At 70.6% G+C, this 24444-nt stretch carries 24 protein-coding genes; 18 read left to right on the plus strand and 6 right to left on the minus strand.

Annotation, left to right across the window (positions count from 1 at the left end):
- Positions 1-74 precede the first annotated feature (74 nt).
- Positions 75-1115, minus strand: a complete 1041-nt coding sequence (gene pstS / locus ACSQ4M_RS24380; protein WP_436191983.1) for a phosphate ABC transporter substrate-binding protein PstS — start codon at positions 1113-1115, stop codon at positions 75-77.
- Between the two features lie 174 nt (positions 1116-1289).
- Between pstS and ACSQ4M_RS24385 the strand changes: the two genes are divergently transcribed.
- From ACSQ4M_RS24385 to ACSQ4M_RS24440, 12 genes are all read left to right on the plus strand, one after another.
- The gene (locus ACSQ4M_RS24385; protein WP_436191984.1) at positions 1290-2795 is read left to right on the plus strand and encodes a Ppx/GppA phosphatase family protein; all 1506 of its coding nucleotides are present in this window, start codon (positions 1290-1292) and stop codon (positions 2793-2795) included.
- 162 nt (positions 2796-2957) lie between these two features.
- Positions 2958-4742 carry a nitrite/sulfite reductase gene (locus ACSQ4M_RS24390; RefSeq protein ID WP_436191985.1) on the plus strand — a complete coding sequence of 595 codons (1785 nt, stop codon included), beginning with the start codon at positions 2958-2960 and terminating at the stop codon, positions 4740-4742.
- Positions 4743-4757: 15 nt separating this feature from the next.
- The gene (locus ACSQ4M_RS24395; RefSeq protein ID WP_436191986.1) at positions 4758-5171 is read left to right on the plus strand and encodes a DUF934 domain-containing protein; all 414 of its coding nucleotides are present in this window, start codon (positions 4758-4760) and stop codon (positions 5169-5171) included.
- An 18-nt stretch (positions 5172-5189) separates the two neighbouring features.
- Complete coding sequence (locus ACSQ4M_RS24400; protein ID WP_436191987.1) at positions 5190-5813, plus strand: phosphoadenosine phosphosulfate reductase domain-containing protein; 624 nt, start codon at positions 5190-5192, stop codon at positions 5811-5813.
- Between the two features lie 54 nt (positions 5814-5867).
- Entirely contained in the window at positions 5868-6830 is a 963-nt protein-coding gene (gene cysD / locus ACSQ4M_RS24405; protein WP_436191988.1) for a sulfate adenylyltransferase subunit CysD, read from the plus strand.
- Positions 6830-8173 carry a sulfate adenylyltransferase subunit 1 gene (locus tag ACSQ4M_RS24410; protein WP_436191989.1) on the plus strand — a complete coding sequence of 448 codons (1344 nt, stop codon included), beginning with the start codon at positions 6830-6832 and terminating at the stop codon, positions 8171-8173. Before cysD ends, ACSQ4M_RS24410 begins: the two co-directional genes overlap by 1 nt.
- A gap of 124 nt (positions 8174-8297) precedes the next feature.
- Positions 8298-8627, plus strand: coding sequence for a ferredoxin FdxA (gene fdxA, locus ACSQ4M_RS24415; protein WP_056673330.1), 330 nt, complete (start codon positions 8298-8300; stop codon positions 8625-8627).
- 13 nt (positions 8628-8640) lie between these two features.
- Positions 8641-9663, plus strand: a complete 1023-nt coding sequence (locus ACSQ4M_RS24420; RefSeq protein ID WP_436191990.1) for an NAD(P)/FAD-dependent oxidoreductase — start codon at positions 8641-8643, stop codon at positions 9661-9663.
- A gap of 45 nt (positions 9664-9708) precedes the next feature.
- A complete protein-coding gene (locus ACSQ4M_RS24425) occupies positions 9709-10770 on the plus strand; it encodes an SAM-dependent methyltransferase (RefSeq protein ID WP_436191991.1) in 1062 nt (353 codons plus the stop codon).
- Between the two features lie 34 nt (positions 10771-10804).
- Positions 10805-11377: a DUF2878 domain-containing protein gene (locus ACSQ4M_RS24430; protein WP_436191992.1), complete on the plus strand. Its 573-nt coding sequence runs from the start codon at positions 10805-10807 to the stop codon at positions 11375-11377.
- Complete coding sequence (locus tag ACSQ4M_RS24435) at positions 11370-12170, plus strand: DUF1295 domain-containing protein (RefSeq protein WP_436191993.1); 801 nt, start codon at positions 11370-11372, stop codon at positions 12168-12170. Before ACSQ4M_RS24430 ends, ACSQ4M_RS24435 begins: the two co-directional genes overlap by 8 nt.
- Positions 12160-12792 carry a DUF6134 family protein gene (locus tag ACSQ4M_RS24440; protein ID WP_436191994.1) on the plus strand — a complete coding sequence of 211 codons (633 nt, stop codon included), beginning with the start codon at positions 12160-12162 and terminating at the stop codon, positions 12790-12792. The genes ACSQ4M_RS24435 and ACSQ4M_RS24440 overlap by 11 nt, the downstream gene beginning before the upstream one ends.
- Positions 12793-12798: 6 nt before the next feature.
- Here the strand turns inward: ACSQ4M_RS24440 and ACSQ4M_RS24445 are convergent, their stop codons facing one another.
- Complete coding sequence (locus ACSQ4M_RS24445) at positions 12799-13722, minus strand: LysR substrate-binding domain-containing protein (protein ID WP_436191995.1); 924 nt, start codon at positions 13720-13722, stop codon at positions 12799-12801.
- A gap of 107 nt (positions 13723-13829) precedes the next feature.
- Between ACSQ4M_RS24445 and ACSQ4M_RS24450 the strand changes: the two genes are divergently transcribed.
- Both ACSQ4M_RS24450 and ACSQ4M_RS24455 read left to right on the plus strand, forming a co-directional pair.
- Positions 13830-14594: an SDR family oxidoreductase gene (locus ACSQ4M_RS24450; protein WP_436191996.1), complete on the plus strand. Its 765-nt coding sequence runs from the start codon at positions 13830-13832 to the stop codon at positions 14592-14594.
- Between the two features lie 131 nt (positions 14595-14725).
- Positions 14726-15967, plus strand: coding sequence for a serine hydrolase domain-containing protein (locus ACSQ4M_RS24455; RefSeq protein ID WP_436191997.1), 1242 nt, complete (start codon positions 14726-14728; stop codon positions 15965-15967).
- Positions 15968-15985: 18 nt separating this feature from the next.
- Here the strand turns inward: ACSQ4M_RS24455 and ACSQ4M_RS24460 are convergent, their stop codons facing one another.
- Positions 15986-16783, minus strand: coding sequence for a flagellar regulator YcgR PilZN domain-containing protein (locus ACSQ4M_RS24460; RefSeq protein ID WP_436191998.1), 798 nt, complete (start codon positions 16781-16783; stop codon positions 15986-15988).
- Positions 16784-17001: 218 nt separating this feature from the next.
- Here ACSQ4M_RS24460 and ACSQ4M_RS24465 point away from each other — a divergent pair, with 218 nt between their 5' ends.
- From ACSQ4M_RS24465 to ACSQ4M_RS24480, 4 genes are read left to right on the plus strand one after another with little or no spacing between them, the layout of a single operon-like run.
- A complete protein-coding gene (locus tag ACSQ4M_RS24465) occupies positions 17002-17583 on the plus strand; it encodes a DUF2760 domain-containing protein (RefSeq protein WP_436191999.1) in 582 nt (193 codons plus the stop codon).
- Complete coding sequence (locus ACSQ4M_RS24470) at positions 17580-19394, plus strand: Hsp70 family protein (protein WP_436192000.1); 1815 nt, start codon at positions 17580-17582, stop codon at positions 19392-19394. The genes ACSQ4M_RS24465 and ACSQ4M_RS24470 overlap by 4 nt, the downstream gene beginning before the upstream one ends.
- Positions 19394-22111, plus strand: a complete 2718-nt coding sequence (locus ACSQ4M_RS24475) for an Hsp70 family protein (RefSeq protein WP_436192001.1) — start codon at positions 19394-19396, stop codon at positions 22109-22111. Before ACSQ4M_RS24470 ends, ACSQ4M_RS24475 begins: the two co-directional genes overlap by 1 nt.
- Positions 22112-22163: 52 nt before the next feature.
- Positions 22164-22592 carry a DUF2177 family protein gene (locus ACSQ4M_RS24480; RefSeq protein ID WP_436192002.1) on the plus strand — a complete coding sequence of 143 codons (429 nt, stop codon included), beginning with the start codon at positions 22164-22166 and terminating at the stop codon, positions 22590-22592.
- Position 22593: 1 nt separating this feature from the next.
- On the opposite strand, the gene ACSQ4M_RS24485 is transcribed toward ACSQ4M_RS24480, so the two are convergent.
- The 3 genes from ACSQ4M_RS24485 to ACSQ4M_RS24495 are packed head-to-tail and all read right to left on the minus strand — an operon-like array spanning position 22594 to position 24354.
- Entirely contained in the window at positions 22594-22998 is a 405-nt protein-coding gene (locus ACSQ4M_RS24485) for a tautomerase family protein (RefSeq protein ID WP_436192003.1), read from the minus strand.
- A gap of 19 nt (positions 22999-23017) precedes the next feature.
- Entirely contained in the window at positions 23018-23680 is a 663-nt protein-coding gene (locus ACSQ4M_RS24490; protein WP_436192004.1) for a ChrR family anti-sigma-E factor, read from the minus strand.
- A complete protein-coding gene (locus tag ACSQ4M_RS24495; RefSeq protein WP_436192005.1) occupies positions 23677-24354 on the minus strand; it encodes a sigma-70 family RNA polymerase sigma factor in 678 nt (225 codons plus the stop codon). The genes ACSQ4M_RS24490 and ACSQ4M_RS24495 overlap by 4 nt, the downstream gene beginning before the upstream one ends.
- Positions 24355-24444: the final 90 nt, after the last annotated feature.

Here is a 24444-nt window from a genome sequence, read left to right on the forward strand (position 1 = left end):
GGGGCGCCGTTCGCTGGAAGTGTAGAAGACACGTCAGTGGCTCGGCTGGTTCATGTCGCAGGACTGGTGGCTAATCAGTTCGCAGCCAGCGCGACCGGCTTGCCGGAAGCGTCGACGATCTGGCCCCAGGACTTCTCGATCACGCTCTTGACGGCGGCAGGCATCGGCACGTAGTCCAGGTCGCTGGAGGTCTTGTCGCCTTCCTTGTAGGCCCACGAGAAGAACTTCAGGGCGGAAGCGGCCACGGCCGGCTTGTCCTGCTTCTTGTGCATCAGGATGAAGGTCGCGCCGGTGATGGGCCAGGCACCGTCGCCGGTCTGGTTCGTCAGGATCTGGTAGAAGCTCTTGTCCCACTGGGCGCCGGCGGCGGCTGCCTTGAAGGCCTCGTCATCCGGGTGCGGGAACTTGCCCGATGCGTTCTGCAGCAGGGCGTAGGTCATCTTGTTCTGCTTGACGTAGGCGTACTCGACGTAACCGATCGAGTTGGGCAGGCGACCGACGAACGCGGCCACGCCTTCGTTGCCCTTGCCACCCGCACCAGTGGGCCAGTTCACGGCCGTGCCTTCACCGACCTTGTCCTTCCACTCGGCGTTGACCTTGGAGAGGTAGTTGGTGAACAGGAAGCTGGTGCCCGAACCGTCGGCGCGACGCACCGGGGCGATGGCAGCGTCCGGCAGCTTCACGCCGCTGTTCAGGGCCACGATGGCGGGGTCGTTCCACTTGGTGATCTTGCCCAGGTAGATGTCGCCCAGCACCTGGCCGCTGAGCTTCAACTCGCCGGCCTTGATGCCCTGGATGTTGACCACGGGGATCACGCCGCCGATCACGGTGGGGAACTGCATCAGGCCCTTGGCTTGCAGGTCGGCATCCTTCAGGGGCGCGTCGGAAGCGCCGAAGTCCACGGTCTTGGCTTCGATCTGCTTGAGGCCAGCGCCGGAACCGACGGACTGGTAGTTCACCTTGGTGCCGGTGGCCTTGTGGTAATCGGCAGCCCACTTGGCGTACAGGGGGGCCGGGAAGCTGGCGCCGGCGCCGGTCACGTCCTGGGCCGAAGCGAAGCCCGAGAGGGCCAGGCCCAGCAGGCCGATGGTGGAGAAGCGGATCGTCGATTGCATGAAAACCTCTTGCGGTGCTGAAGGTTGGTAACCAGGCGGCAGGATTGCCACCCTCGATGGCCGTGAATTTAAGAAGCTTGTGTGACAGCAACATGACACGAAAACGGTATGCAGACTTTTGCAAAAGCGCGCAGCGTTGCAGTGCAGCATCGGTGCTAGCATCCCGCCCCAGCCATGCAGAACGGAACCCTTCTCGCCGCCCTCGACCTGGGCTCCAACAGCTTTCGGCTGGAGATCGGCCGTCTGGACCATGGCCAGATCCGCCGCACCGAGTACCTCAAGGAAGTGGTGCGCCAGGGCAACGGCCTGGACGAAGCCCGCAACCTCAGCGAAGACGCGATGCAGCGCGGGCTGGACTGCCTGGCCCGGTTCGCCGAACGCCTGGCCGGCTTCCAGAAGCACCAGGTGCGCGCCGTCGCCACGCAGACGCTGCGCGAAGCGCGCAACCGCGACGAGTTCCTGCGCCGCGGCCATGCCATCCTGGGTTTCCCGATCGACGTGATCCCGGGCCGCGAAGAGGCCCGGCTGATCTACCAGGGCGTCTCGCGCCTGCTGCCGCAGTCCGAGGAACGCCGCCTGGTGGTGGACATCGGCGGGCGCTCGACCGAGATGATCCTGGGCCAGGGCTTCGAGGCCCGGGTCATGGAATCCTTTCGCGTGGGCAGCGTGGCCTGGTCCATGCGCTACTTTCCCAAGGGCGAATTCACGGCCGACGCCTTCCGCATGGCCCAGATCGCAGCCGAGGCGGTGCTGGACGAAGCCCTGGCCGCCTATGGTGCCGGCCATTGGGACACGGCCTACGGCGCCTCCGGCACGGTCGGCGCGGTGGCCGACATGCTGGCCGCGGCCGGCGGCCCGCCCGGCCTGATCCCGCGCGCCGGCCTGGAATGGCTGCGCGAACGCCTGCTCAAGGCCCGCTCGGTCGACAAGCTGCAGCTCGAGGGCATGAAGGACGACCGCAAGCTCGTGATCGGCGGTGGCCTGTCGGTGCTGCTGGCGATCTTCGATCTGCTGGGCATCAGCGAGATGTACGCGGCCGACGGCGCGCTGCGCCACGGCGTTCTCTACGACCTCATGGAACGCGACGGTGCCGACAGCGACGTGCGCTCGGCCTCGGTGCGCCGGCTGGCGCGCAAGTTCGACACCGACCAGGCCCAGGCCCAGCGCGTGGGCAACGTGGCCAACCAGTTCTTCGCGCAGCTGCAGGCCGGCGGCGAGCAAACGGCCGAGGAAATCGACCGCATGCAGCGCAAGCTGTCCTGGGCCGCGCAGCTGCACGAGATCGGCTTTCTGATCTCGCACAGCAGCTACCACCGCCATGGCGCCTACGTGCTCGACAACGCCGATGCGCCGGGCTTCGCCATGCCCGAACTGCACCGGCTGAGCCAGCTGGTGCTGGGCCACCGCGGCAAGCTCAGGAAGCTGGAGGCCGACCTGGCGGACCCTGCCCTGGCCCAGCAGCTGCTGGCCTTGCGGCTGGCCGTGATCCTGTGCCATGCCCGGCGCGATCCCGACATCGACGGTCTCAAGCTCTCGGCCGGCAAGGGCCGCCAGGCCTCGCGCACGCTGAGTTGCCGCACCGGCTGGACCGAGGCCTTCCCACAGTCCGCGCACCTGCTGCGCGAGGAAGCCCAGGCCTGGTCCAAGACCCCGTGGCCGCTGGCCCTCGGCGGTTTTTAACGGCTTTTAGCCGCCCCTGGCGCTTTGCTTATAACCAAGCACACATAGCGCCAGAACAAATAAGTAGTTTGGATCTAAGGACTCCTTCCTTAGAGTACGCGGGTTTCCACTGAGTCTTGACCCCGCCGGCCCTGCGCGGCCACCGCCTTCTCAAGCACCACGATGTACAAATACACAGATTTCGACCGCGAGTTCGTCCAGCTGCGTGCTGCCCAGTACCGTGACCAGCTCGAGCGCTGGCAGAAGGGCGAGCTGGCGGAAGACGAATTCCGCCCGCTGCGGCTGCAGAACGGCTGGTATGTGCAGCGCTTCGCGCCCATGCTGCGCGTCGCCGTGCCCTATGGCGAGCTGCAGTCCGCCCAGCTGCGCGTGCTGGCGAAGATCGCCCGCGAGTACGACGACCGCGGCGCGCACGACCTGGCCAAGGCCAACGCCGGCCTGTCGGACCTGACCAGCCTGCCCGACCATGTGGCCCACTTCACCACGCGCCAGAACGTCCAGTACAACTGGATTCCGCTGGACAAGAGCGCCGACGTGATGGACCTGCTGGCCAGTGTCAACATGCACGGCATCCAGACCAGCGGCAACTGCATCCGCAACATCACCAGCGACGAGCGCGCCGGCATCGCGGTGGACGAGATCGTCGACCCGCGCCCCTTCGCCGAGATCCTGCGCCACTGGAGCACGCTGCACCCCGAGTTCGCGTTCCTGCCGCGCAAGTTCAAGATCGCCATCAGCGGTGCCACCGACGACCGCGCCGCCACCTTCTGGCACGACGTGGGCCTGCACGTGGTGCGCAACGCCGCCGGCGAGGTGGGCTTTCGCGTGCTGGTCGGCGGCGGCATGGGCCGCACGCCCGTGGTGGGCACGGTGATCCGCGAGTTCCTGCCCTGGAACCAGATCATCAACTACCTGGAAGCCGTGGTCCGCGTCTACAACCGCTGGGGCCGGCGCGACAACATCTACAAGGCGCGGATCAAGATCCTCGTGAAGGCCGAAGGCCAGCGCTACATCGATGAGGTCGAAGAGGAATACGCTGCCATCCTGGCGCACGACGGCGCGGCCCACACCATCACCCAGGCCGAGCTCGACCGCGTGTCGGCCTCCTTCCACGCGCCCGCCCGGCCCGCCGCCGCCGAGGTCGACACCGCACTGCGCGCCGCCGCGCAACTCGACGCCAAGAGCGACGTGGACTACACGCGCTGGCTGCAGCAGAACGTGGCGCCGCACAAGAACCCCGAGCTGCGCATCGTCACGCTGTCCTTCAAGCGCGTGGGCTTCGCGCCCGGCGACGCCACGGCCGACCAGCTCGACCGCGCGGCCGACCTGGCCGACCGCTTCAGCGCCGGCGAAGTGCGCGTCACGCACGACCAGAACCTGGTGCTGCCCTGGGTGCGCGCCGAAGAACTGCCGGCGCTCTGGCAGGAGGCCCGCAAGCTGGGCCTGGCCAAGTCCAACGTGCGCCTGCTGACCGACATGATCGCCTGTCCCGGCGGCGACTTCTGCGCGCTGGCCAACGCCCGCTCGCTGCCGATCGCGCACGCCATCACGGCCCGCTACCAGGACATGGACGAGCTGCACGATCTGGGCGAGATCGACCTGCACATGAGCGGGTGCATCAACTCCTGCGGCCACCACCACACCGGCCACATCGGCATCCTGGGCGTCGACAAGGACGGCCAGGAGTGGTACCAGATCACGCTGGCCGGCTCGGACGGCTCCAACCTGTCGGGCGCGCCTGCAGCCGGCAAGGTGGTCGGCCCGTCCTTCGCCGCGGCCGAAGTGCCCGAAGTGATCGAGGCCCTGCTGGACACCTACCGCGCCCAGCGCAGCGGCGGCGAGACCTTCATCTCCACGCTGCGCCGCGTCGGCCACGACCCGTTCAAGGCCGCGGCCAATGCCGCCCGCGTCAGCACGGCGCGCAAGCCCGAAGCCCAGACCGCCTGAAGAAGAGCCGCCACGATGAACATCCTGACTTTCGAAGCCCACCAGGCCCCGGCCGAAGGCGACGCCAGCACGCTGGTGGTGGACAACACCGTCGATCCGCGCAGCATCGCGCTGGACGGCGTGCAGCGCATCGACCTCCACTTCCCCAAGTTCACCGACGGCCGCGCCTACAGCCAGGCCTACCTGCTGCGCCGCCGCCTGGGCTTCACGGGCGAGATCCGCGCCACGGGCGATGTGCTGATCGACCAGCTGGTGCAGATGGCCCGTTCGGGCTTCACGACGGCCGTGCTGCGCCAGGGCCTGAAGGCCGACGCCGCCCAGCGGCAGTTCGACCGCTTCAAGGGCTTCTACCAGGGCGATGCGTCGCACCCGGCGCCGCATTTCGCCGATGCCGACGCGGCCGAAGTCGAGCACCAGGTCGCCGCCTGAGCGAGCGAGGAATCCGCCATGTCCAGCATCGACCTCGCCCGCATCAACACCGAACTCGGCCGCAACGCGCCCGCGCTGGTGGATTGGGCCCTCGGCCTGCACCAGCCGGCCATCGTCACCACCAACTTCCGCCCGTTCGAGGCGGTCATCCTGCACCTGGTCACGCAGGCGAAGCCGGATGTGCCGGTGGTGTGGATGGACAACGGCTACAACACCGAGGCCACCTACCGCTTCGTCGACGAAGTCACCCAGCGCCTGAAGCTGAACCTGCACGTCTACCTGCCGCGCCGCTCGCGTGCACACCGTGAAGCCGTGGAAGGCGCCACGCCTGCGCTGGACGACCCGCGGCACCAGGCCTTCACCGAGGAAGTGAAGCTGGAGCCCTTCACCCGCGCGCTGCGCGAGATGGCGCCCAAGGTCTGGTTCACCGCCTTGCGCGCGACCGACACCGCCGTGCGTGCCCAGATGGAGCCGGTGAGCCTCAACCCCGACGGCCTGATCAAGGTCGCGCCCTTGCTGCACTGGTCGTCCAAGGAACTGCACGACTACTGCAAGGAACACGACCTGCCCAACAACTTCGACTATGTGGACCCCACCAAGGGTGAAGACAACCGCGAATGCGGCCTGCACCTGAGCCACTGAAGCCCACCTGAACCGATCAGGCCCATCCTGGCGCACCGAACAACCGACCCAACCATGAACGCCCGCACCCAATTCGAAGAACAAGCCGACGTGCTGCACCCGCCCGTTGCCCATGCGCCGCTGGCCGATGCCCAGCTCGACGCACTGGAAGAAGAAGCCATCTTCATCCTGCGCGAGGTGGCGGCCGCGTTCGAGCGCCCGACGCTGCTGTTCTCGGGCGGCAAGGATTCGCTGGTGCTGCTCAAGTGCGCCGAGAAGGCCTTCGGCGCGGGCCGCATCCCCTACCCGCTGCTGATGATCGACACCGGCCACAACTTCCATGAAGTGACCGACTTCCGCGATCTGCGCGCCAAGGAACTCGGCGCCGAACTCATCGTGCGCAGCGTGGAAGACTCCATGGCCCGCGGCACCGTGCGGCTGGCGCACCCGGGCGAATCGCGCAACGTGCACCAGTCGGTCACGCTGCTCGAAGCCATCGAGGAATTCCGCTTCGACGCGCTGATCGGCGGCGCCCGCCGCGACGAGGAGAAGGCCCGCGCCAAGGAGCGCATCTTCTCGCACCGCGACAGCTTCGGCCAATGGCAGCCCAAGGCCCAGCGCCCCGAACTGTGGACGCTGTTCAACACCCGGCTGCAACCCGGCGAGCACTTCCGCGTGTTCCCGATCTCCAACTGGACCGAACGCGACGTCTGGCAGTACATCGCCCGCGAGAACATCGCGCTGCCCTCGCTGTACTACAGCCACGAGCGCACGGTGGTGGAGCGCCGCGGCCTGCTGGTGCCCGTGACCGAACTCACGCCGTTGAAAGATGGCGAGGTGGCCGAACGCCGCCAGGTGCGTTTCCGCACCGTGGGCGACATCACCTGCACCTGCCCGGTCGAAAGCCTGGCCAGCACGCCCGACGAGATCGTCGTGGAGACGCTGCTGTCCGACGTCAGCGAGCGTGGCGCCACGCGCATGGACGACAAGACCTCCGAAGCCTCGATGGAAAAGCGCAAGAAGGACGGTTATTTCTGATGACTGCTACTTTGGAACACCCCGTGACGATCGCAGCCAACGACGCCGCACCCACTGCCGCGCTCAAATTCATCACCTGCGGCTCCGTCGACGACGGCAAGAGCACGCTGATCGGCCGCCTGCTGGTGGACAGCAAGGCCGTGCTGTCCGACCAGTTGGCCGGTGTGCAGCGCCAGGGCCAGGACGGCCGCGAGACCGACCTTGCGCTGCTGACCGACGGCCTGTCGGCCGAGCGCGAGCAAGGCATCACGATCGACGTGGCCTACCGCTATTTCTCGACCACGCGGCGCAAGTTCATCATCGGCGACACGCCGGGCCATGAGCAGTACACGCGCAACATGGTGACGGCCGCCTCCAGCGCCGACGCCGCCGTGCTGCTGGTCGACGCGACCAAGCTGGCCTGGCAGGACGACAGCTTCCCGCTGCTGGCGCAGACGCGCCGCCATGCGCTGCTGGTGCAGTTGCTGCGCGTGCCGGCCATCGTGTTCGCCGTGAACAAGCTCGACGCCGTGGCCGACCCCAAGCAGGCCTACACCCGCATCGAGGCCGCATTGCGTGGCTTCGCGACGGATGCCGGCATCGCGGTGGAGGCCATCGTGCCCGTCTCCGCGCTCAAGGGCTGGAACGTGGTCGACGCGGCGCCCTCCTCGCCCGATGGCAGCCACTGGTGCGGCTACCACGGCTTAAGCCTGCTGCGCATCCTCGAAGGCCTGTCGAACACACCGCCCGAGACCGGCCTGCCGCTGGCCTTCCCCGTGCAGTGGGTCGAGAAGTTCTCGTCCTCGTCCGACACGACCCAGGGCCGCCGCGTGTTCTGGGGCCGTGTCGCCACCGGCGAAGCAACGGTCGGCCAGCGCGTGCGCGTGCTGCCCAGCGGCCAGAGCGCCGTGGTGGCGCGTGTGCTGAGCCACGTGCGTGACGAGCAGGACGTCGCCGCAGGCCACAGCGCCGGCATCGTGCTCGACCGCGAGGTCGATGTCTCGCGCGGCGACTGGTTGCTGGCCGAAGCCGAGGACGGCACGGCACTGCAAGGCGCGCGCGAAATCTCCGCCACGGTCGCCTGGATGGACGACGAGCCGCTGGTGCCGGGCCGCGCCTACTGGGCGCTGCATGGCCACCGCTGGGTCAAGGCCAAGGTACGCCGCATCGTGCACAAGCTCGACATCCACACGCTGGCCGAGCAGGACGCTGCGCAACTGGAAGCCAACGCCATCGGCGAGGTCGAGCTGGTGCTGCAGGACAGCATCGCCACGCTGCCCTACGCCCAATCGCGCACCCTGGGTGCGCTGGTGCTGGTCGACCAGGCCTCGCACAAGACGGCTGCTGCCGTGCTCGTGCGCTGAATCTGCACCTTCTGCGTGCGCCTCACCCATGCCGGCCCAAGGGCCGCGCACGGGTGATCGTACAAATGTCCTTAAAATCGCGGGTTTCCCCCAGCGGCCTCGCCCGCCCGCACCGCCAAGCACCATGACCCACGTCGTCTCCGAAAACTGTATCCGCTGCAAATACACCGACTGCGTCGACGTGTGTCCCGTGGACTGCTTCCGCGAAGGCCCGAACATGCTGGTGATCGACCCGGACGAGTGCATCGACTGCGCGGTCTGCATCCCCGAGTGCCCGGCCAATGCCATCTTCGCCGAGGAAGACCTGCCCGCGGACCAGCTGGCCTTCATCAAGCTCAACGCCGAACTGGCGCTGGCCGATGGCTGGAAGAGCATCACCAAGCGCAAGGCGCCGCTGGCCGATGCCGACGAGTGGAAAGACAAGCCGAACAAGATCGCCGAACTGGTGAAGTGAAGCGGCGGTGCGCGTGATCGAGACCGACGCGCTCATCCTCGGCGCCGGCCCCGCCGGCCTGTTCCAGGCCTTCCAGCTGGGATTGCAGGAGATCCGGGCCCACATCGTCGACGTGCTGCCCTACGTGGGCGGCCAGTGCGCCGCGCTGTACGCCGACAAGCCCATCTACGACATTCCTGGCGTGCCGGTGTGCACGGGGCGCGAGCTCGTCGCCTCGCTGCAGCGGCAGGTCGCGCCGTTCGCGCCGCAGCTGCACCTGGGGCAGGAAGTCACTGAATTCGCCACGCTGCCCGACGGCCGCCTCCAGCTGACCACCGGCACCGGCAAGCAGTTCGTCGCGCGCACGGTGTTCATCGCGGCCGGCATCGGCGCCTTCCAGCCGCGTCGGTTGCGCATCGCCGGCATCGAGGCCTTCGAGGGCGGCGCGCTGCACTACCACGCGCCCGAGCCGACCAGCGTCGCCGGCAAGCACCTGGTCATCGCCGGTGGGGGCGAGGAAGCCGTGGCCTCGGCCATCGCCTTGGCCGATGCGTCACCGGCGTCGCTGACGCTGCTGCACCGGCGCGAGGCCTTTGAGGCCGAACCGCAGCAACTGGCCACATTGCAGCGCCTGCGCGAGAGCGGCCGCGTGCAGGTCGTGACGGGCCAGCCGACAGGCTTTGCGACGGGTGGCGATGGCGAACTCGTGCAGCTCGTGCTGAGCCATGCCGAGGGGGCGGACACGCCGCTGAACCTGGACCTGCTGCTCGTGCGCCAGGGCCTGTCGCCCCGGCTTGGCGCCCTCGCCGACTGGGGTCTGGCGATGGAGCGCAAACAACTCGTGGTCGACCCCACCACCTGCGCCACCAGCCTGCCGGGCGTCTATGCCGTGGGCGACATCAACCACTATCCGGGCAAGAAGAAGCTGATCCTGTGTGGCTTCCACGAGGCCACGCTGGCGGCGTACGACGCGGCCGAGCGGCTGGTCACCGGTCGCAAGGTGATGGTCGAATACACGACCACATCGACACGCCTGCACACGCTGCTCGGCATCTGACACCGCGCGGGTGATCCACCCGCTCCCCCGCCGCGTACCAGCGGCATGACGCGCAACCCCGACGTTTCCTCCGCCATCGCCCTGCGCTGGGCCGAACAGGGCCGGCTGCCCGACCGCGTGGTCCGCAGCGGCATCCGGCACCTGCTGCGCCAGCGCCTTGCGGAACTGCACAGCGGCGATGCCGAGGCCGGCGCCCAGCGGACCCAGGACTTCGTGGCGCAGATGCGCAGCGCCGCGCTGGCGCCGCTGCCCGAGAAAGCCAACGAACAGCACTACGAGGTGCCGGCCGCCTTCTTCGCCCAGGTGCTGGGCCCGCACCGCAAGTACAGCAGCTGCCACTGGCCGCCAGGGGTGAACACGCTGGCCGAGGCCGAGGCCACCGCGCTTGCCACCACCTGCAGTCGCGCGCAACTGCAGGACGGCCAGCGCGTGCTGGAGCTGGGCTGCGGCTGGGGTTCGCTCTCGCTCTGGATGGCCGAGCGCTACCCGAACAGCTGGATCACCGCACTGTCGAATTCACAGTCGCAGCGCGCATACATCGAGGCCCAGGCCCTGGTGCGCGGCCTGTCCAACCTGCGCGTGCTGACCCGCGACATCAACCGCTTCGACACCGACGAGCGCTTCGACCGCGTGGTCTCGGTCGAGATGTTCGAGCACCTGCGCAACTGGCCGCGCGCGTTCGCCCAGGTGGCGCGCTGGCTGCAGCCCGGCGGCCGGTTCTTCATGCACGTGTTCGCCCACCGCGAGGCGCCTTACGCCTTCGAGGTCCGCGACGAGAGCGACTGGATGAGCCGCCATTTCTTCTCCGGCGGCATGATGCCCAGCGACGACCTGGCCCTGCAGTGCCAGGACGATCTGCGGCTGCTGCAGCGCTGGCGCTGGGACGGCCGCCACTACCAGCGCACGGCTGCCGCCTGGCTGGCCAACATGGACGCCGGCCAGGCCGCGCTGATGCCGCTGCTGGCCGCGACCTATGGCGCGGACCAGGCCGGCATCTGGTGGCAGCGCTGGCGCCTGTTCTTCATGGCCGTGGAAGAGCTGTTCGGCCATGCCGACGGGCAGCAGTGGTGGGTCAGCCACTACCTGTTCGAGCGCCGCCCGGGCTGACAGCTTGCTGATGCCAAGCTGCTGGCCACAGCCCATGCCCGCCACCTTGCCCGCTGGCGCCAGGCCCACGCGTGCGATGCAGCTGGCGAACTTCGCGGTGTCCCAGGCGGCCTGGTTCGCCGCCGTGCTGGGGGCCGCCCACCACCAGCCGCTGGCTGGCACGCTCAGCGTTCTGGCGGCCATCGGCTGGCACCTGGCGGTGTCGGCGTGCCCAGCCCACGAAGCTGGCCTGGTGCTCTGGGCCTGCCTCGTCGGCGTGGTGGCCGAGACAGGGATCGTGCTGCAAGGGCACGTGGTCTACCCCTCGGGCCAGCCGTTCGCGCAACTGCCGCCCTACTGGATGGTGGCCCTGTGGGGCCTGTTGGCCATCGCGCTCAACGTCACGATGCGCTGGCTGCGCGGGCGCCTGTGGCTGGCGGCCGGGTTGGGTGCCGTGGTCGGGCCCATGGCGTTCTCCGCCGGCGTGCGCCTGGGCGGTGCGCAGTTCCTGCAGCCCGGCGCCGCGCTGGCCACGCTGGCGCTGGTCTGGGCCGCGGCGCTGCCACTGCTGGTGTGGCTGTCGGTGCGCTTCGATGGCGTGGCCGAACCGGAGCCGCCGCATGCCTGAGACCATGCCGCTGTGGGCCACGGCGCTGGCCGGCCTCGCCTTCACGCTGGCGGCCGCAGTGCTGGCCTGGCTGGCCAGCGTGGTGCGCCGCGATGTGAGCCTGGTCGACCGCTTCTGGGCGCCGCTGATCGTGGGCGCTGGCTGGGTCTACTGGGCGCTGCTGCCGGCGCCATCCGAGCGCGGCCTGGCCATGCTGCTGCTGGCCAGCCTGTGGGCGCTGCGGCTGGCGGCGTTCATCACCTGGCGCAACTGGGGCCACGGCGAAGACCGGCGCTACCAGGCCATACGCGCGCGCAACCAGCCGGGCTTCGCGTTCAAGAGCCTGGTCCTGGTGTTCGCGCTGCAGGCCGTGCTGGCCTGGTGGGTGTCGGCGCCCTTGCTGGCCGGGATGGTGGCTGGCAAGCCGCTGCATTGGCTCGACGCGCCGGGCCTGCTGCTGGCCGCGTTCGGCCTGGTGTTCGAGGCCGTGGCCGACCTGCAGCTGGCGCGCTTCAAGGCCACGGCCACGCACCAGGGCCGGGTGATGGACCAGGGCCTGTGGCGCTATTCGCGCCACCCGAACTACTTCGGCGAGTTCTGTGTGTGGTGGGGCCTGTGGCTCACGGCGCTGGCCGGCGGCTGGGGCTCTGCCTGGAGCATCGTGGCGCCGCTGCTGATGACGGTGTTGCTGCTCAGGGTTTCCGGCGTGCGCCTGCTGGAGCAGGACATCGCCGAACGCCGCCCGGCCTACCGCGACTACATGGTGCGCACCAACGCGTTCTTCCCTGGCCCGGTGCGTCCCCATGCGAACTGAACACAGACGACTGGCCTGCCTGGCCACCCTGTGGCTGGCCGCCCTGCCCGCGCTGGCCCAGACGCTGGACTTCGCGGTGACGCTGGACGACAAGCCCATCGGCGCGCACCGCTTCACGCTCGGCGGCACGCCGCAGGCGCGCACCGTGCGCAGCGAGGCCGCCTTCGCCGTCAAGCTGCTCGGGCTGACGGTCTACCGCTACCGCCACGAGGCCAGCGAGCAGTGGCGCGGCGACTGCCTGGCAGGCCTGCAGGCCGAGACCGACGACGACGGCAAGACCGGCAAGGTGGTGGCCCAGTCTGCCGGCGCGGGGCTGGAGGTCACCGGCCCGGCCGGCGTGCTGCAGTTACCGGCATGCGCGATGGGCTTTGCCTACTGGCACCCGGCCATGCGCACGCAGAGGCAGCTGCTCAACGCCCAGACCGGCCGCTACGAGGCCGTGCGGGTCCAGCGCCTGGGCAGCGGAACGGTGGCGGTACGCGGCCAACCGCAGGCGGCCGAGCGCTGGCGCATCGAAGGGCCGGAGCATCCGCTCGACGTCTGGTACACACCTGCCGGCGACTGGGTCGGCCTGGATTCCACCGTTGGCGGCGGCCGCCAGCTGCGTTACCGGCTGCGCTGAGCCGGTTCAAACAGCCTCCACCAGCCGCTCGAAGCCGCGCGCGCGGAACTGCTCCAGCACGAAGTCCACGAACACCCGCGTGCGCGCCGGCAGCAGCTTCTTGGCCGGGTAGTACAGCGAGATCGGCCCGGCCTCGGCCGACCAGCCCGGCAGCACCCGCACGAGGGCCCCGCTCTGCAACCAGGGCACGGCGAAGGGCATGGGCAACAGCGCCACGCCCAGGCCCAGCAGCGCGGCCTGGCACATGGCCTCGGGGTCGTCGAACACCACGCGCGTGCGCAGCGTGGCCGCCGCCACCTCGCCGTCGGCACGGCGCAGCGTGTACTGGTAGATGCGGCCGTTCTGGCTGGAACGGCGCACGATGCCGTCCAGCGCGGCCAGTTCGGACGGGTGGCGCGGCCCCCGCCGGCCTGCCAGGTAGCCCGGGGCCGCCACCGCCACGATGTGGATGCGGCCCAGCGTGCGCGCCACCATGCCCGGCTTGAGCTCCAGCCCGCCGCCGATGCCGGCGTCGAAGCCTTCGCCGATCAGGTCCACCTGGCGGTTCTCGAAGCGCCAGTCGGGCACCACGGCCGGGTAGCGCCGCAGGAACTCGTCGAGCAAGGGCACCAGGTAGGCGCGGCCGAAGGCCTGGCCCATGCTCACGCGCAGCGTGCCGGCGGGCTGGCGGTCCTGCTCGGCGGCATGGCCGACCGCATCGGCCAGCGCGGCCAGCGGGCCGCCGACCTGGGCCAGCAGGCGCTCGCCGCCCTCGGTCAGGCTCAGCTGGCGCGTGCTGCGCTGGAACAGGCGCACGCCGAGCTCGGCCTCCAGCCGCGCGATGTTCTTGCTGACCGCGGCCGGCGTGAGCTCCAGCAGCCGCGCAGCGGCCGAGAAGCTCCCGCGCTCGGCGGATTTGACGAAGCAGTCCAGGTGGCTCAGGGCAGGCATGCCGTAATTTTCAACCATTGGTTGAAATTGATCCATCCCATTCATGGCTACCGCGATCAGCCCATCGTCCCGACACTCCCTTCACCAACCACCCACAGGAGTTCTCCATGACCGCATCCACCACTTCCTCTTCCCCGGTCCTGGCCGGCAAGGCCGCCTTCGTCACGGGCGGCTCCCGCGGCATCGGCGCGGCCATCGTGCGCCGCCTGGCGCGCGACGGCGCGGCCGTGGCCTTCAGCTACGCCGGTTCCGAAGCCGCGGCGCGCGCCCTGGCCGCCGAGATCGCGTCCACCGGCGGCCGCGCACTGGCCGTGCAGGCCGACAGCGCCGACGCCGACGCGCTGCGCGCCGCCATCGACCGTGCCGCCGCCCAGTTCGGCCGGCTCGACATCCTCGTCAACAACGCCGGCGTGGCCGTGATGGGCGAATTGGACAGCTTCCGCCTGGAAGACCTGGACCGCACGCTCAACGTCAACGTTCGCGCCGTCTTCGTCGCCGTGCAGGCGGCCGCACGCCACATGGGCAGCGGCGGGCGCATCGTCAACATCGGCAGCACCAATGCCGAGCGCATGCCCTGGGCCGGCGGCGCCGTCTATGCCATGAGCAAGGCCGCCATCGTCGGCCTCACGCGCGGCCTGGCGCGCGACCTGGGCCCGCGCGGCATCACCATCAACAACGTGCAGCCCGGCCCCGTCAACACCGACATGAACCCGGCCGACGGCCCGATGGCGGCCGGCATGCACGGGCTGATGGCGGTGGACCGCCACGCCCACCCCGACGAGATCGCCGGCATGGTGGCCTACCTGGTCGGCCCGGAGGCCGGCATGGTCACGGGTGGCAGCCTGCTGATCGACGGCGGGTTCGCGGCGTGATGGCCGCCTGATTGCGTATTGAAACAATTGGGCGCGCTCGGCAGGCGCTCTCCGGGGGTTTACCCGTTCGTCACTTGAAGCCAAAGATCGGAAGAATCTGCGCGCTTAAACAACGAATCGGGAGACAAGGCATGACGATCACGCGGCGCCAACTCGCTTTTTCCGCCCTGGGCAGTACGTTTCTGGCCGGTTGTGCCAGCACGCCGGCCGTGCCGCGCACGGCCGTGTCGGCCGACCGGCTGGCTCGCATCGCGCCGGCGCTCAACGCCCAGGTGGGCATCGGCACCTTCGCGGGCGCAGTCTCGCTGGTGGCGCAGGATGGCAATGTCGTGCACCACGAGGCCGTGGGCTTCCTGGACGCGGCCAAGACCCGCCCGATGCCGCGCGACGCCATCTTCCGCCTGGCCTCGATGACCAAGCCCATCACCTCGGTGGCGACGATGATGCTGGCCGAGCAGGGCCAGCTCAAGATCAACGACCCGGTGACCAACTGGCTGCCCGAACTCAGGAACCTCAAGGTCGAGACGCCGCAGGGCGACGTGGCGCTGGCGCGGCCCATCACCGTGCAAGACCTGCTCATGCACACGGCCGGCCTGGTCTACGGCCCGGCCAGCCCCTCGCCGCGCATCGCCAAGATGTACGCCGAGCTCAACATCGAATCGCTGGAGACCGACATCACGGGCGACGAGATGCTCAAGCGCCTGGGCACCATCCCGCTGCTCTACCAGCCCGGCACCACCTGGTTCTATTCGATCGCCACCGACGTGCTGGGCCTGCTGCTCGAGCGCGTGTCGGGCAAGCGGCTCGATGCGCTGACTCAGGAACTGCTGCTCGGTCCGCTGGGCATGACCGACACGGCCTGGTGGGTGCCGCCCGCCAAGCGCGCCCGCCTGGCCGAGACGCTGGACAGCGACCCGCTCAAGGCCGCCATGACACGTGCCTACCGGCAGGACAGCGACCCGGCCCCGCGCCAGTACCTCAAGGGCGGCGCCGGGCTGACCGGCACGGGCGCCGACTACCTCAAGTTCGCGCAGATGGTGCTCAACGGCGGCACCGACGGCCGCACGCGCTACCTTTCGCGCAAGACCACCGAGTTCATGCTGTCCGACCACCTGGTCGGCAAGACCGGCGTGCCCAACGCCACCACCGGGCCGGGCTACGGCTTCGGCCTGGGCTGGGGTGTGCGGCTGTACGACGGCGTGGGCTGGACGCCCGGCAGCGTGGGTGACGCGATGTGGGCCGGCGCCTGGGGCACGAGCTTCTGGATCGACCCGCGCGAGCGGCTGGCCGGCGTGCTGATGGCGCAGTGCCCGTCCAACCGCATCCACACGCGGATGCTCTACAAGAACCTGGTGTACGGCGCGGTGTCCTGAACCGGCCTGGCGGCGCGCCTACAGCGCCGTGTCCTGGAACGCGCCCGCGCCCGAGCCTGGACCCATGCGCGCCAGCACCTTCTGCACGGCCTGCTGGCTGGCTTCGCCCAGGTCGACGAACTCGCAGCCGAAGTGCAGCTGCTCGCCCGCGAGGAAGGACTTGTAGGACCGGCGCGAACAGAGGTCCAGCCGCAGGTCCATCAGCACCACGGAGCCGAGTTCCAGCCGCACCCGGTCCAGCCGCAGGCCGGCCACCAGGTCGCGGTGCTCGGCCAGCGGGCCGCGCAGGCCCACGCCGCCCATCGACAGGTCGTCCACGGTCAGCACACGCCGCTTGCCCTTGGCCTGGAACACCGCGCGCAGCGTCGGCCCCAGCGGCGTCTCCTGCCGCGTGAAGCGGCGCCGCTGCAGCTGCAGCAGGCTGGCCGGCAGCGGCGCGCGGGCGGCCAGCAGGTCGCCGGCCTGCTGCTGCCAGGCGAAGTCGCCCTGGAACTGCAACCGCAGCCCCTCGGGCGCGGCCACCACCAGCGCGCCGCCCGCCGCGGGCGCCTGGGCCGCACGCACATGGAGCACGACGCGCCCCTCCGGTTCGACCACCTGCACCAGCCGGCCGCATTGCGGCGTGCCGCCATCGCCCGGGTACAGCGTGACGGGCTCGGCGCGCATGGCCAGGTCCCGCAGCACGGCCAGCACGCGGCGCGGGTCGTCCACCTGCAGCGCCGTGGGCACCAGCGCCTCGCCGATCGGCGCGATCAGCGGAAGTGCCGGATCGGCTTCGGGAGCAGGGTTGCGACTGAAGAACGAGGGCCAGATCATGCGGAGACAGCGGTAATGGCGGGCGGGAAGTATCCGGTTGTATCACCTCCGGCCGGCTGGGCCGGGCCGCCGGCCGCCGCCCGTCGGCTGTGGAGCGCAGCGCGCCCGGCACTGCGGCATTTCCCGTGGCGCGGGGCGGCATCGCCGCATCCAAGACAATAGCGGCCGCAGGGCCCGGCGTTCGACCGGGCCATCCGCCCTGTTGCGCACCATCTTCCATGACAGAACCACAAGCCCTCCCCTTCTTCTCCCGCCTGTCCCTGGCCATCGGCAGCTTCTTCGCGCTGCTGGGTGATGGCCGCCTGGCAGCGCGTGTGCAGTCTCTGCGCGACGGCGCGCCACTGGCCAGCGAAGTGCCGGCGCCGCCTCCCGTGCAGGCCCCGCCGCCCCCGCCACCGCCCGCACCCGTGCGTGCCACGGCCCATGTGGACGCCGCGCTGCAGCTGCTGGCCCTGTTGCAGCGCGAAGCGCGCTTCGTCGACTTCCTGCAGGAAGACATCGCCGCCTACTCCGATGCCGATGTCGGCGGCGCCGCGCGCCTGCTGCATGGCGGCGCGCGCAAGGTGCTGAAGGAGAGCTTCGACCTCGAAGCCGTGCGCCCCGAGACCGAAGGCAGCCGCCTGACGCTGCCGGCCGGCTTCGACGCCGCCGCCGTGCGCGTGACCGGCAACGTGGTCGGCCAGCCGCCGTTCACGGGCACGCTGCAGCACAAGGGCTGGCGCGCCACGGCCGTGCGGCTGCCGGCGCTGACCGAAGGGCATGACACGCGCGTGATCGCGCCGGCGGAGGTCGAGCTGTGAGCCGGTACGCCATCGGCATCGACCTGGGCACCACGCACAGCGCGCTCTCGTGGGTCGACCTGCAGGCCGAGGGCGCGGCGCCCGAAATCCTGCCCATCGCCCAGCAAAGCGGCCCCGGTGCCGTGCAGGACTTCGCCCTGCTGCCGTCCTTCCTGTACATGCCGAACGCGAGCGAATTCGCCGCCGGCGACCTGGCACTGCCCTGGAACGCCGCGCCCGCGCACATCACCGGAGAATGGGCGCGCAGCCACGGCGCACTGACGCCGATCCGCCTGGTCTCCAGCGCCAAGAGCTGGCTCGGGCATGCCGGCGTGGACCGGCGCGCTGGCATCCTGCCGGCCGATGCGCCGGCCGAGGTCGAACGCATCTCGCCGCTGGCCGCCAGCACGCACTACCTGCAGCACCTGCGCGACGCCTGGAACCACCGCCATCCCGAGGCGCCGTTCGAGCAGCAGGCGGTCACCGTCACCATCCCGGCCTCCTTCGACCCGGCCGCGCGCGAGCTCACGGCCGAGGCCGCCCAGGCCGCCGGTTACCAGGGCATCACGCTGCTGGAAGAACCCCAGGCCGCGCTGTACAGCTGGATCGCCGGCAGCGCGGGCGACTGGCGCAAGCAGGTCCAGGTCGGCGACGTGATCCTGGTCGTCGACGTGGGCGGCGGCACCAGCGACTTCTCGCTGATCGCCGTGACCGAGGACGCCGGCAACCTGCAGCTGAACCGCGTGGCCGTGGGCGAGCACATCCTGCTGGGTGGCGACAACATGGACCTCGCGCTGGCCCATGGCGTGGCGCGCGGCCTGGCCGCCGAGGGCAGGCAGCTGGACCCCTGGCAGATGCGCGCGCTGACCTACGCCTGCCGCCTGGCCAAGGAGCAGTTGCTCAGCGACGACCAGTTGCAGAGCGTGCCGCTGGTCGTGCCCAGCCGTGGCTCCAGGCTGATCGGCGGCTCGGTCAAGACCGAGCTGCAGCGCGAGCTGCTCACCACCATCCTGCTCGAAGGCTTCTTCCCGGCCGTGGAGAGCAGCGCCCGGCCCGTCAGCCGCCCGCGCGCCGGCCTCACGCAGATCGGCCTGCCCTATGCGCAGGATGCTGCCGTCACGCGCCACCTGGCCGCGCTGCTGGGCCGCCAGCTCGGCGCCACGGCGCAGCTGGCAGGCTTTGCGCAGGCCGAAGGCGCCAGCTTCCTGCACCCCACAGCCGTGCTGTTCAATGGCGGCGTGTTCAAGTCCGAGCTGCTGGTGGCGCGCGTGCTGGACACGCTGAACGCCTGGCTGGCCGCCGACGGCGCGCCCGCCGCGCGCTTGCTGCAGGGCGCCGACATGGACCACGCCGTGGCGCGCGGTGCGGCCTACTACGGCCAGGTGCGGCGCGGCCAGGGCATCCGCATCCGCGGCGGCACGGCCCAGGCCTATTACGTGGGCATCGAGTCCAGCATGCCGGCCGTGCCGGGGCTGGAGCCGCCCGTGCAGGCGCTGTGCGTGGCGCCCTTCGGCATGGAGGAAGGCTCGGAGGCGCCGCTGCCCCCGCAGCAGCTGGGTTTGGTGGTGGGCGAATCGGTGCGTTTCCGCTTCTTCGGTTCGTCCGTGCGGCGCGATGACCAGCCCGGCACCTTGCTGGACTTCTGGTCACCCGAGGAGCTGCAGGAACTCGCGCAGATCGAAGCCACGCTGCCGGCCGAAGGCCGCGCCGTCGGCGAGGTCGTGCCCGTGCAGCTGCGCGCGCGCGTGACCGAGATCGGCACGCTGGAGCTGCTGGCCGAGGCAGCCGGCGGCGCGCAATGGAAGGTGGAGTTCGACGTCCGCAGCGACTGATGACGGCCGCCTTCCGCATCGGCATCGACCTCGGCACGACCCACACCGTGCTGGCCTTCGCACCGGTCGGTGCGGACGAGATCCAGGTCTTCCCGGTCCCGCAGAGCATCGCGGCCGGCGAGGTCGCGCCGCGGCCCCTGCTGCCCTCGCTGCGCTTCCATGCGGCGCAAGGCGCGCTGGCGGCGGCCGACCTGCCGCTGCCCTGGCCCTCGGAGGAGCCTGCCATCCTCGGCGCCTTCGCGCGCGAACTGGGCCAGCAGACACCGGGCCGGCTCGTGGCCAGCGCCAAGAGCTGGCTGTCCCATCCCTCGGTGGACCGCACCGCCCCCATCCTGCCCTGGGGCGCACCGGACGAGGTGGCCAAGGTTTCGCCGCTCCAGGCCAGCGCCAGCTACCTGCGCCACCTGCGCCAGGCCTGGGACCAGGCCCATCCCGAGGCGCCGTTGGCGCAGCAGCCCACGGTGCTCACCGTGCCTGCCTCATTCGACGACGGCGCCCGCCAACTCACGCTGCAGGCCGCCGGCTTGGCCGGCCTGGGCACGGTCCACCTGATCGAGGAGCCGCAGGCCGCGTTCTACGACTGGGTGTTCGCCCACCGGGCCGACCTGGCCAGCCAGTTGGCCGGCACGCGCCGCCTGCTCGTGGTGGACGTGGGCGGCGGCACCACCGACCTCACGCTGATCGAGGTCACGCTGGACGCCACGGGCCAGCCGCAGCTCGCGCGCACCGGCGTGGGCGACCACCTGGTGCTGGGTGGCGACAACATGGACCTCGCGCTGGCGCGCTGGATCGAGCCGCGCCTGTCCGGCGGCCAGCCGGGTGTGCGGCTCAGCGCGGTCCAGCTGGCCCAACTCACGCAGCGCTGCCGCAGCGCCAAGGAACGCCTGCTCGCTCCGAACGGCCCGGTGGAGACCACGGTCACGCTGCAGGGCGGCGGCAGCCGGCTGATCGGCGGCGCACGCTCGGCCACGCTCACGCGCGCCGACCTGGACCGCCTGTTGGTCGAGGGCTTCTTCCCGCAGGTGGCGGCGGATGCCCAGCCACAGCGCGCCCGCAGCGCCCTCGTCGAGTTCGGCCTGCCCTATGCGGTTGATGCCGCTGTCACGCGCCACATCGCCGCATTCCTGCAGCGCCAGGGCGGCGCCCTGCCCGACACCGTGCTGCTCAACGGTGGCGTGTTCCATGCGCAGGTGCTGCGCGAGCGCCTGCTGGCCACGCTGCGCAGCTGGCAGCCAGCCGGTGCCCCGCCGATGCGCCTGCTCGATGCGCCGCAGCTCGACGCCGCCGTCGCGCGCGGCGCCGTCGCCTACGCGATGGCCCGCGCTGGCAGCGCGCCACGCATCCGCAGCGCTGCGGCGCGCGCCTACTACCTCGTGCTCGAAGACGGCCAGGGCGTCTGCGTGCTGCCGCATGGCACGCCCGAGGGCGAGGCCGTGCAGTTGAAAGCCCAGCGCTTCAGCCTGCGCCTGGGCCGCCCGGTGCGCTTCAACCTGGCCACCAGCGCCGTCGACCTGCAGCACCGCGCTGGCGACGTGGTCGCGCTGCAGGACGGCCTGCAGCGACTGCCACCCATCGCCACCGTGCTGCAACCAAAAGCCGGCGCGGCCGGCGAGGTGCAGGTGTTGCTCGATGTCCAGATCACCGAGGTCGGCACGCTGGAGATGCACTGCGTCGCTGCCGATGCGCCGCACCAGCGCTGGAAGCTCGAGTTCCAGCTGCGTGGCGATGTGGCCGCGCAGGATGTGGACACGCCCGTCGTCGCCCATCCGCGCCTGCCCGAAGCCCTGGCCGCCATCGCCCGCGTCTACGGCGACAAGAAGCAGGGCGTGGACGCCAAGGAAGTCCGCCAACTCCGCGCCACGCTGGAGCGTCTGCTCGGCGAGCGCGCCACCTGGCATGCCGCGTTGCTGCGCACGCTGTTCGGCGCGCTGCTGCAGGGCGCAAAGCGCCGGCGCCGCTCGCTGCAGCACGAGCGCAGCTGGTTCAACCTGGTCGGCTTCACGCTGCGCCCCGGCTTCGGTGACCCGCTGGACGGCTGGCGCATGGCGCAGATGTGGGAGCTGTTCGGCCCCGGCATCGCGCACAGCCACGATGCCCAGCAATGGTCGGAGTGGTGGACGCTGTGGCGCCGCATCGCGGGCGGGCTGGACGCCGAGCAGCAGCAGATGGTCTACGAGGTCATCGCCTACTACCTGCAGCCGCCCGGCTGCAACGACATCGCCACGCCCGAGGGACCGCCCATGCAGGCGCTGGACGAACTGCTGCGCATGGCGGCCTCGTTCGAGCGCATCGAGCCGGCCGACAAGACGCAGTTCGGCGGCTGGCTGCTGCAGCGCCTGCAGCAAGGCGCCACGGCCGAGCTCTGGTGGGCGCTCGGCCGCCTGGGCGCGCGCCAGCCGCTGTACGCCAGCCTGCACCACGTGCTGCCGCCCGCGACCGCGCAGGACTGGCTCGCGCAGATCGCCGCCATCGCGCCGGACTGGGCCCGCCATGAGGCGCCGGCCTTCGCGGTGGCCCAGATCGCGCAGGCCACGGGCGACCGCGCACGCGACCTGCCCGAGGCCCTGCGCCTGCAGATCGCCGAACAGCTGGAGGCCGCCCATGCCGCGCCGAGCTGGGCCGCGATGGTGCGCGCGCCCACGGTGCTGGACGAGGCCGACCAGCGCCGGGTGTTTGGCGAGGCGCTGCCGCCCGGGCTGGTGTTGCTGCGCGGGTGATCCAAAACGGCGGTGGCCGCGTACCGCCGGCATGTCCCGCCGGAGTCTGTCCATGCCGCTGCCCCAGATCGCCATCGCCTACGTCGCCGCCGCCCTCACCTTCCTGGCACTGGACGCCGTCTGGCTGGGCAGCATGGCCGAGCGCCTGTACCGGCCCGCCATCGGCCACCTGATGGCCGAGCGCTTCGCCATCGGGCCAGCCGCGCTGTTCTATGCGCTCTATGTGGGCGGCATCGTGTTCTTCGCCATCGCGCCGGCGCTGGAAGCACGCCGGCCACTGTTCACGGCCTTGGGCCATGGCGCGCTGCTGGGCCTGCTGGCCTACGGCACCTTCGACCTGACCAACCAGGCCGTGCTCAAGGACTGGCCCTGGCATGTGACGCTGGCCGATCTGGCCTGGGGCAGCTTCGTCACGGCGGTCGCGGCGGCGGGCGGCGCGGCGGCTGCACCGTGGCTGCATGGGCTGTTCGACAAGACCTGAACTAAACGTCGACCGGATAGCCCAGCTCGACGTCGCAGACCGGCAGGCCGCCGCGCACGCCGATGTTTTCCGGAGGCAATTCGTGCAGCCGGATCAGCACACAGGCGCCCGGGATGCCCAGCAGCGCCAGCCCGTCGACGAGCAGCCGGTACAGCCTGCGCTTGGCCGCCAGGGAGCGGCCCGGCAGCACGAAGATGCTGATGTTGGTCAGGCGCTCGGGGTCGGGGCAGTCGGTGCGCCCCAGGAAGCGGTGCGGCGCATGCACGACCAGCGTGACGTTGCGGTGGACCGGCGACACCTGGAAGGCCTGCACGATGGCCGCGTGAACGGTCTCCAGCAGCTGCACTTCCACCTCGGGTGCGTAGGTGGTCCGGATGTCGACGATGGCGCTGGGCATGGCCGGCATGGTAGCCAGCCCGCGCCCGCTACATCCCCACCAGCGCGCCCAACGAGCGCGCGAACCAGCCGTCGAACTCCAGCCGTCCCTCGATCGAGGCCAGGCAGATGCATTCGCTGCCGGCCTGCACCACCGGCTGGTGGTGCACCTGGGTGTCGGCCGCATCGAAGTCGCCCGCGCTGAACTGCGCCCGGCCGTCGTGAAAGCTGCCGTGCAGCACCTGCGTGAACTCGCGGTCGCTGTGCGTGTGCTGGGCCAGGTACATGCCGGCGGCGATGCGCAGCAGCACCACATTGGCAGAAGGATCACGCGGCACGCGCACCCGGGCATAGCGCATGCCGGGCGCCATCCAGCGCCAGCGCGTGATCTGGCAGCCGGCCAGTGCGCCCGGCCAGTGGGCGCCTGCCGGCAGCGGCGGCAGGCCACGCACGGGCACGGCCGCAGGTGCGGGGCGCGGCGCGTCGATGGCGGCCAGCGTGCGCGCCAACGCGTCCTCGCGCAGCGTGGCCGGCGCCAGCTCCTGCAGCAGCGCGCCGCCAGCGGCCTCGAGCACGCGCAGTTGCTCCTGGCACTGCGTGCAGCCGTCCACGTGGGCGGTCAGCACCAGCGCGGGCGCGGTCGGCAACTGCCCTGCCGCCAGGGCCAGCAACAGATCGTCGCCGGGGTGGTGTTGGATGCTTTCGGAACTCATGGCGTGGGGTCTTCGAACGCTGCCAGCAGGCGGCGCAAATGGTTCACGGCCAGCCGCACGCGCGACTTCACCGTGCCCAGCGGGATGCCCAGCTGCTCGGCGATGCGCGCGTGCGGCTGGTCTTCGTAATAGGACAGCTGCAGCACTTGCGCCTGCTCGGCCGGCAACTGGCGCAGCGCGGCCTGTACCTGGCGTTCCATGCGCAGGGCGTGCAGCTGGGCCGCGGGCTCGGGCGCGGCGTGCGCCAGGGCGTCGAGGTCGACGTCATCCTGCTGCAGCGCAGCCGCACCGCCCTGGCGGCGGAAGCGGTCCACGCGCAGGTTGCGCGCGATGGTGAAGACCCAGGTGGCGGCGCCGGCCTGGGCCGCGTCGAACTGCGCGGCCTTGCGCCACAGCTGCACCATGGTCTCCTGTGCCAGGTCCTCGGCCAGACCATCGTCGGTGCCGGCGCGCAGCAGGTAGCTCTTGATGCGCGGTGCGAAGTGGGCGAACAGCTGGCCGAACGCGTGGCGGTCGCCCGCCTGTGCCACGGCGCGCACCCAGGCGGCCAGTTCTTCGGGGCTGGGCGCTGGGCTGCGGGAACCGGGAGGGGGCACGATGGACAGATGGCTGGGACGCAGCCCGGACGCGACGGACTCCGTCGGTGCGGATGGAGGAAGCGGCTGCGGGTGCATGGTCGATCTTACGCATCCGGCCCGGCATCGGATCACTGTGGATCCTGCGCAGATCCAAACGGCCCGCGGCCGCGTAGAAGCCGCACAACA

The sequence above is a fragment of the Pseudorhodoferax sp. LjRoot39 genome (genome assembly GCF_964253035.1).
Classification (GTDB): Bacteria; Pseudomonadota; Gammaproteobacteria; order Burkholderiales; family Burkholderiaceae_C; genus Pseudorhodoferax.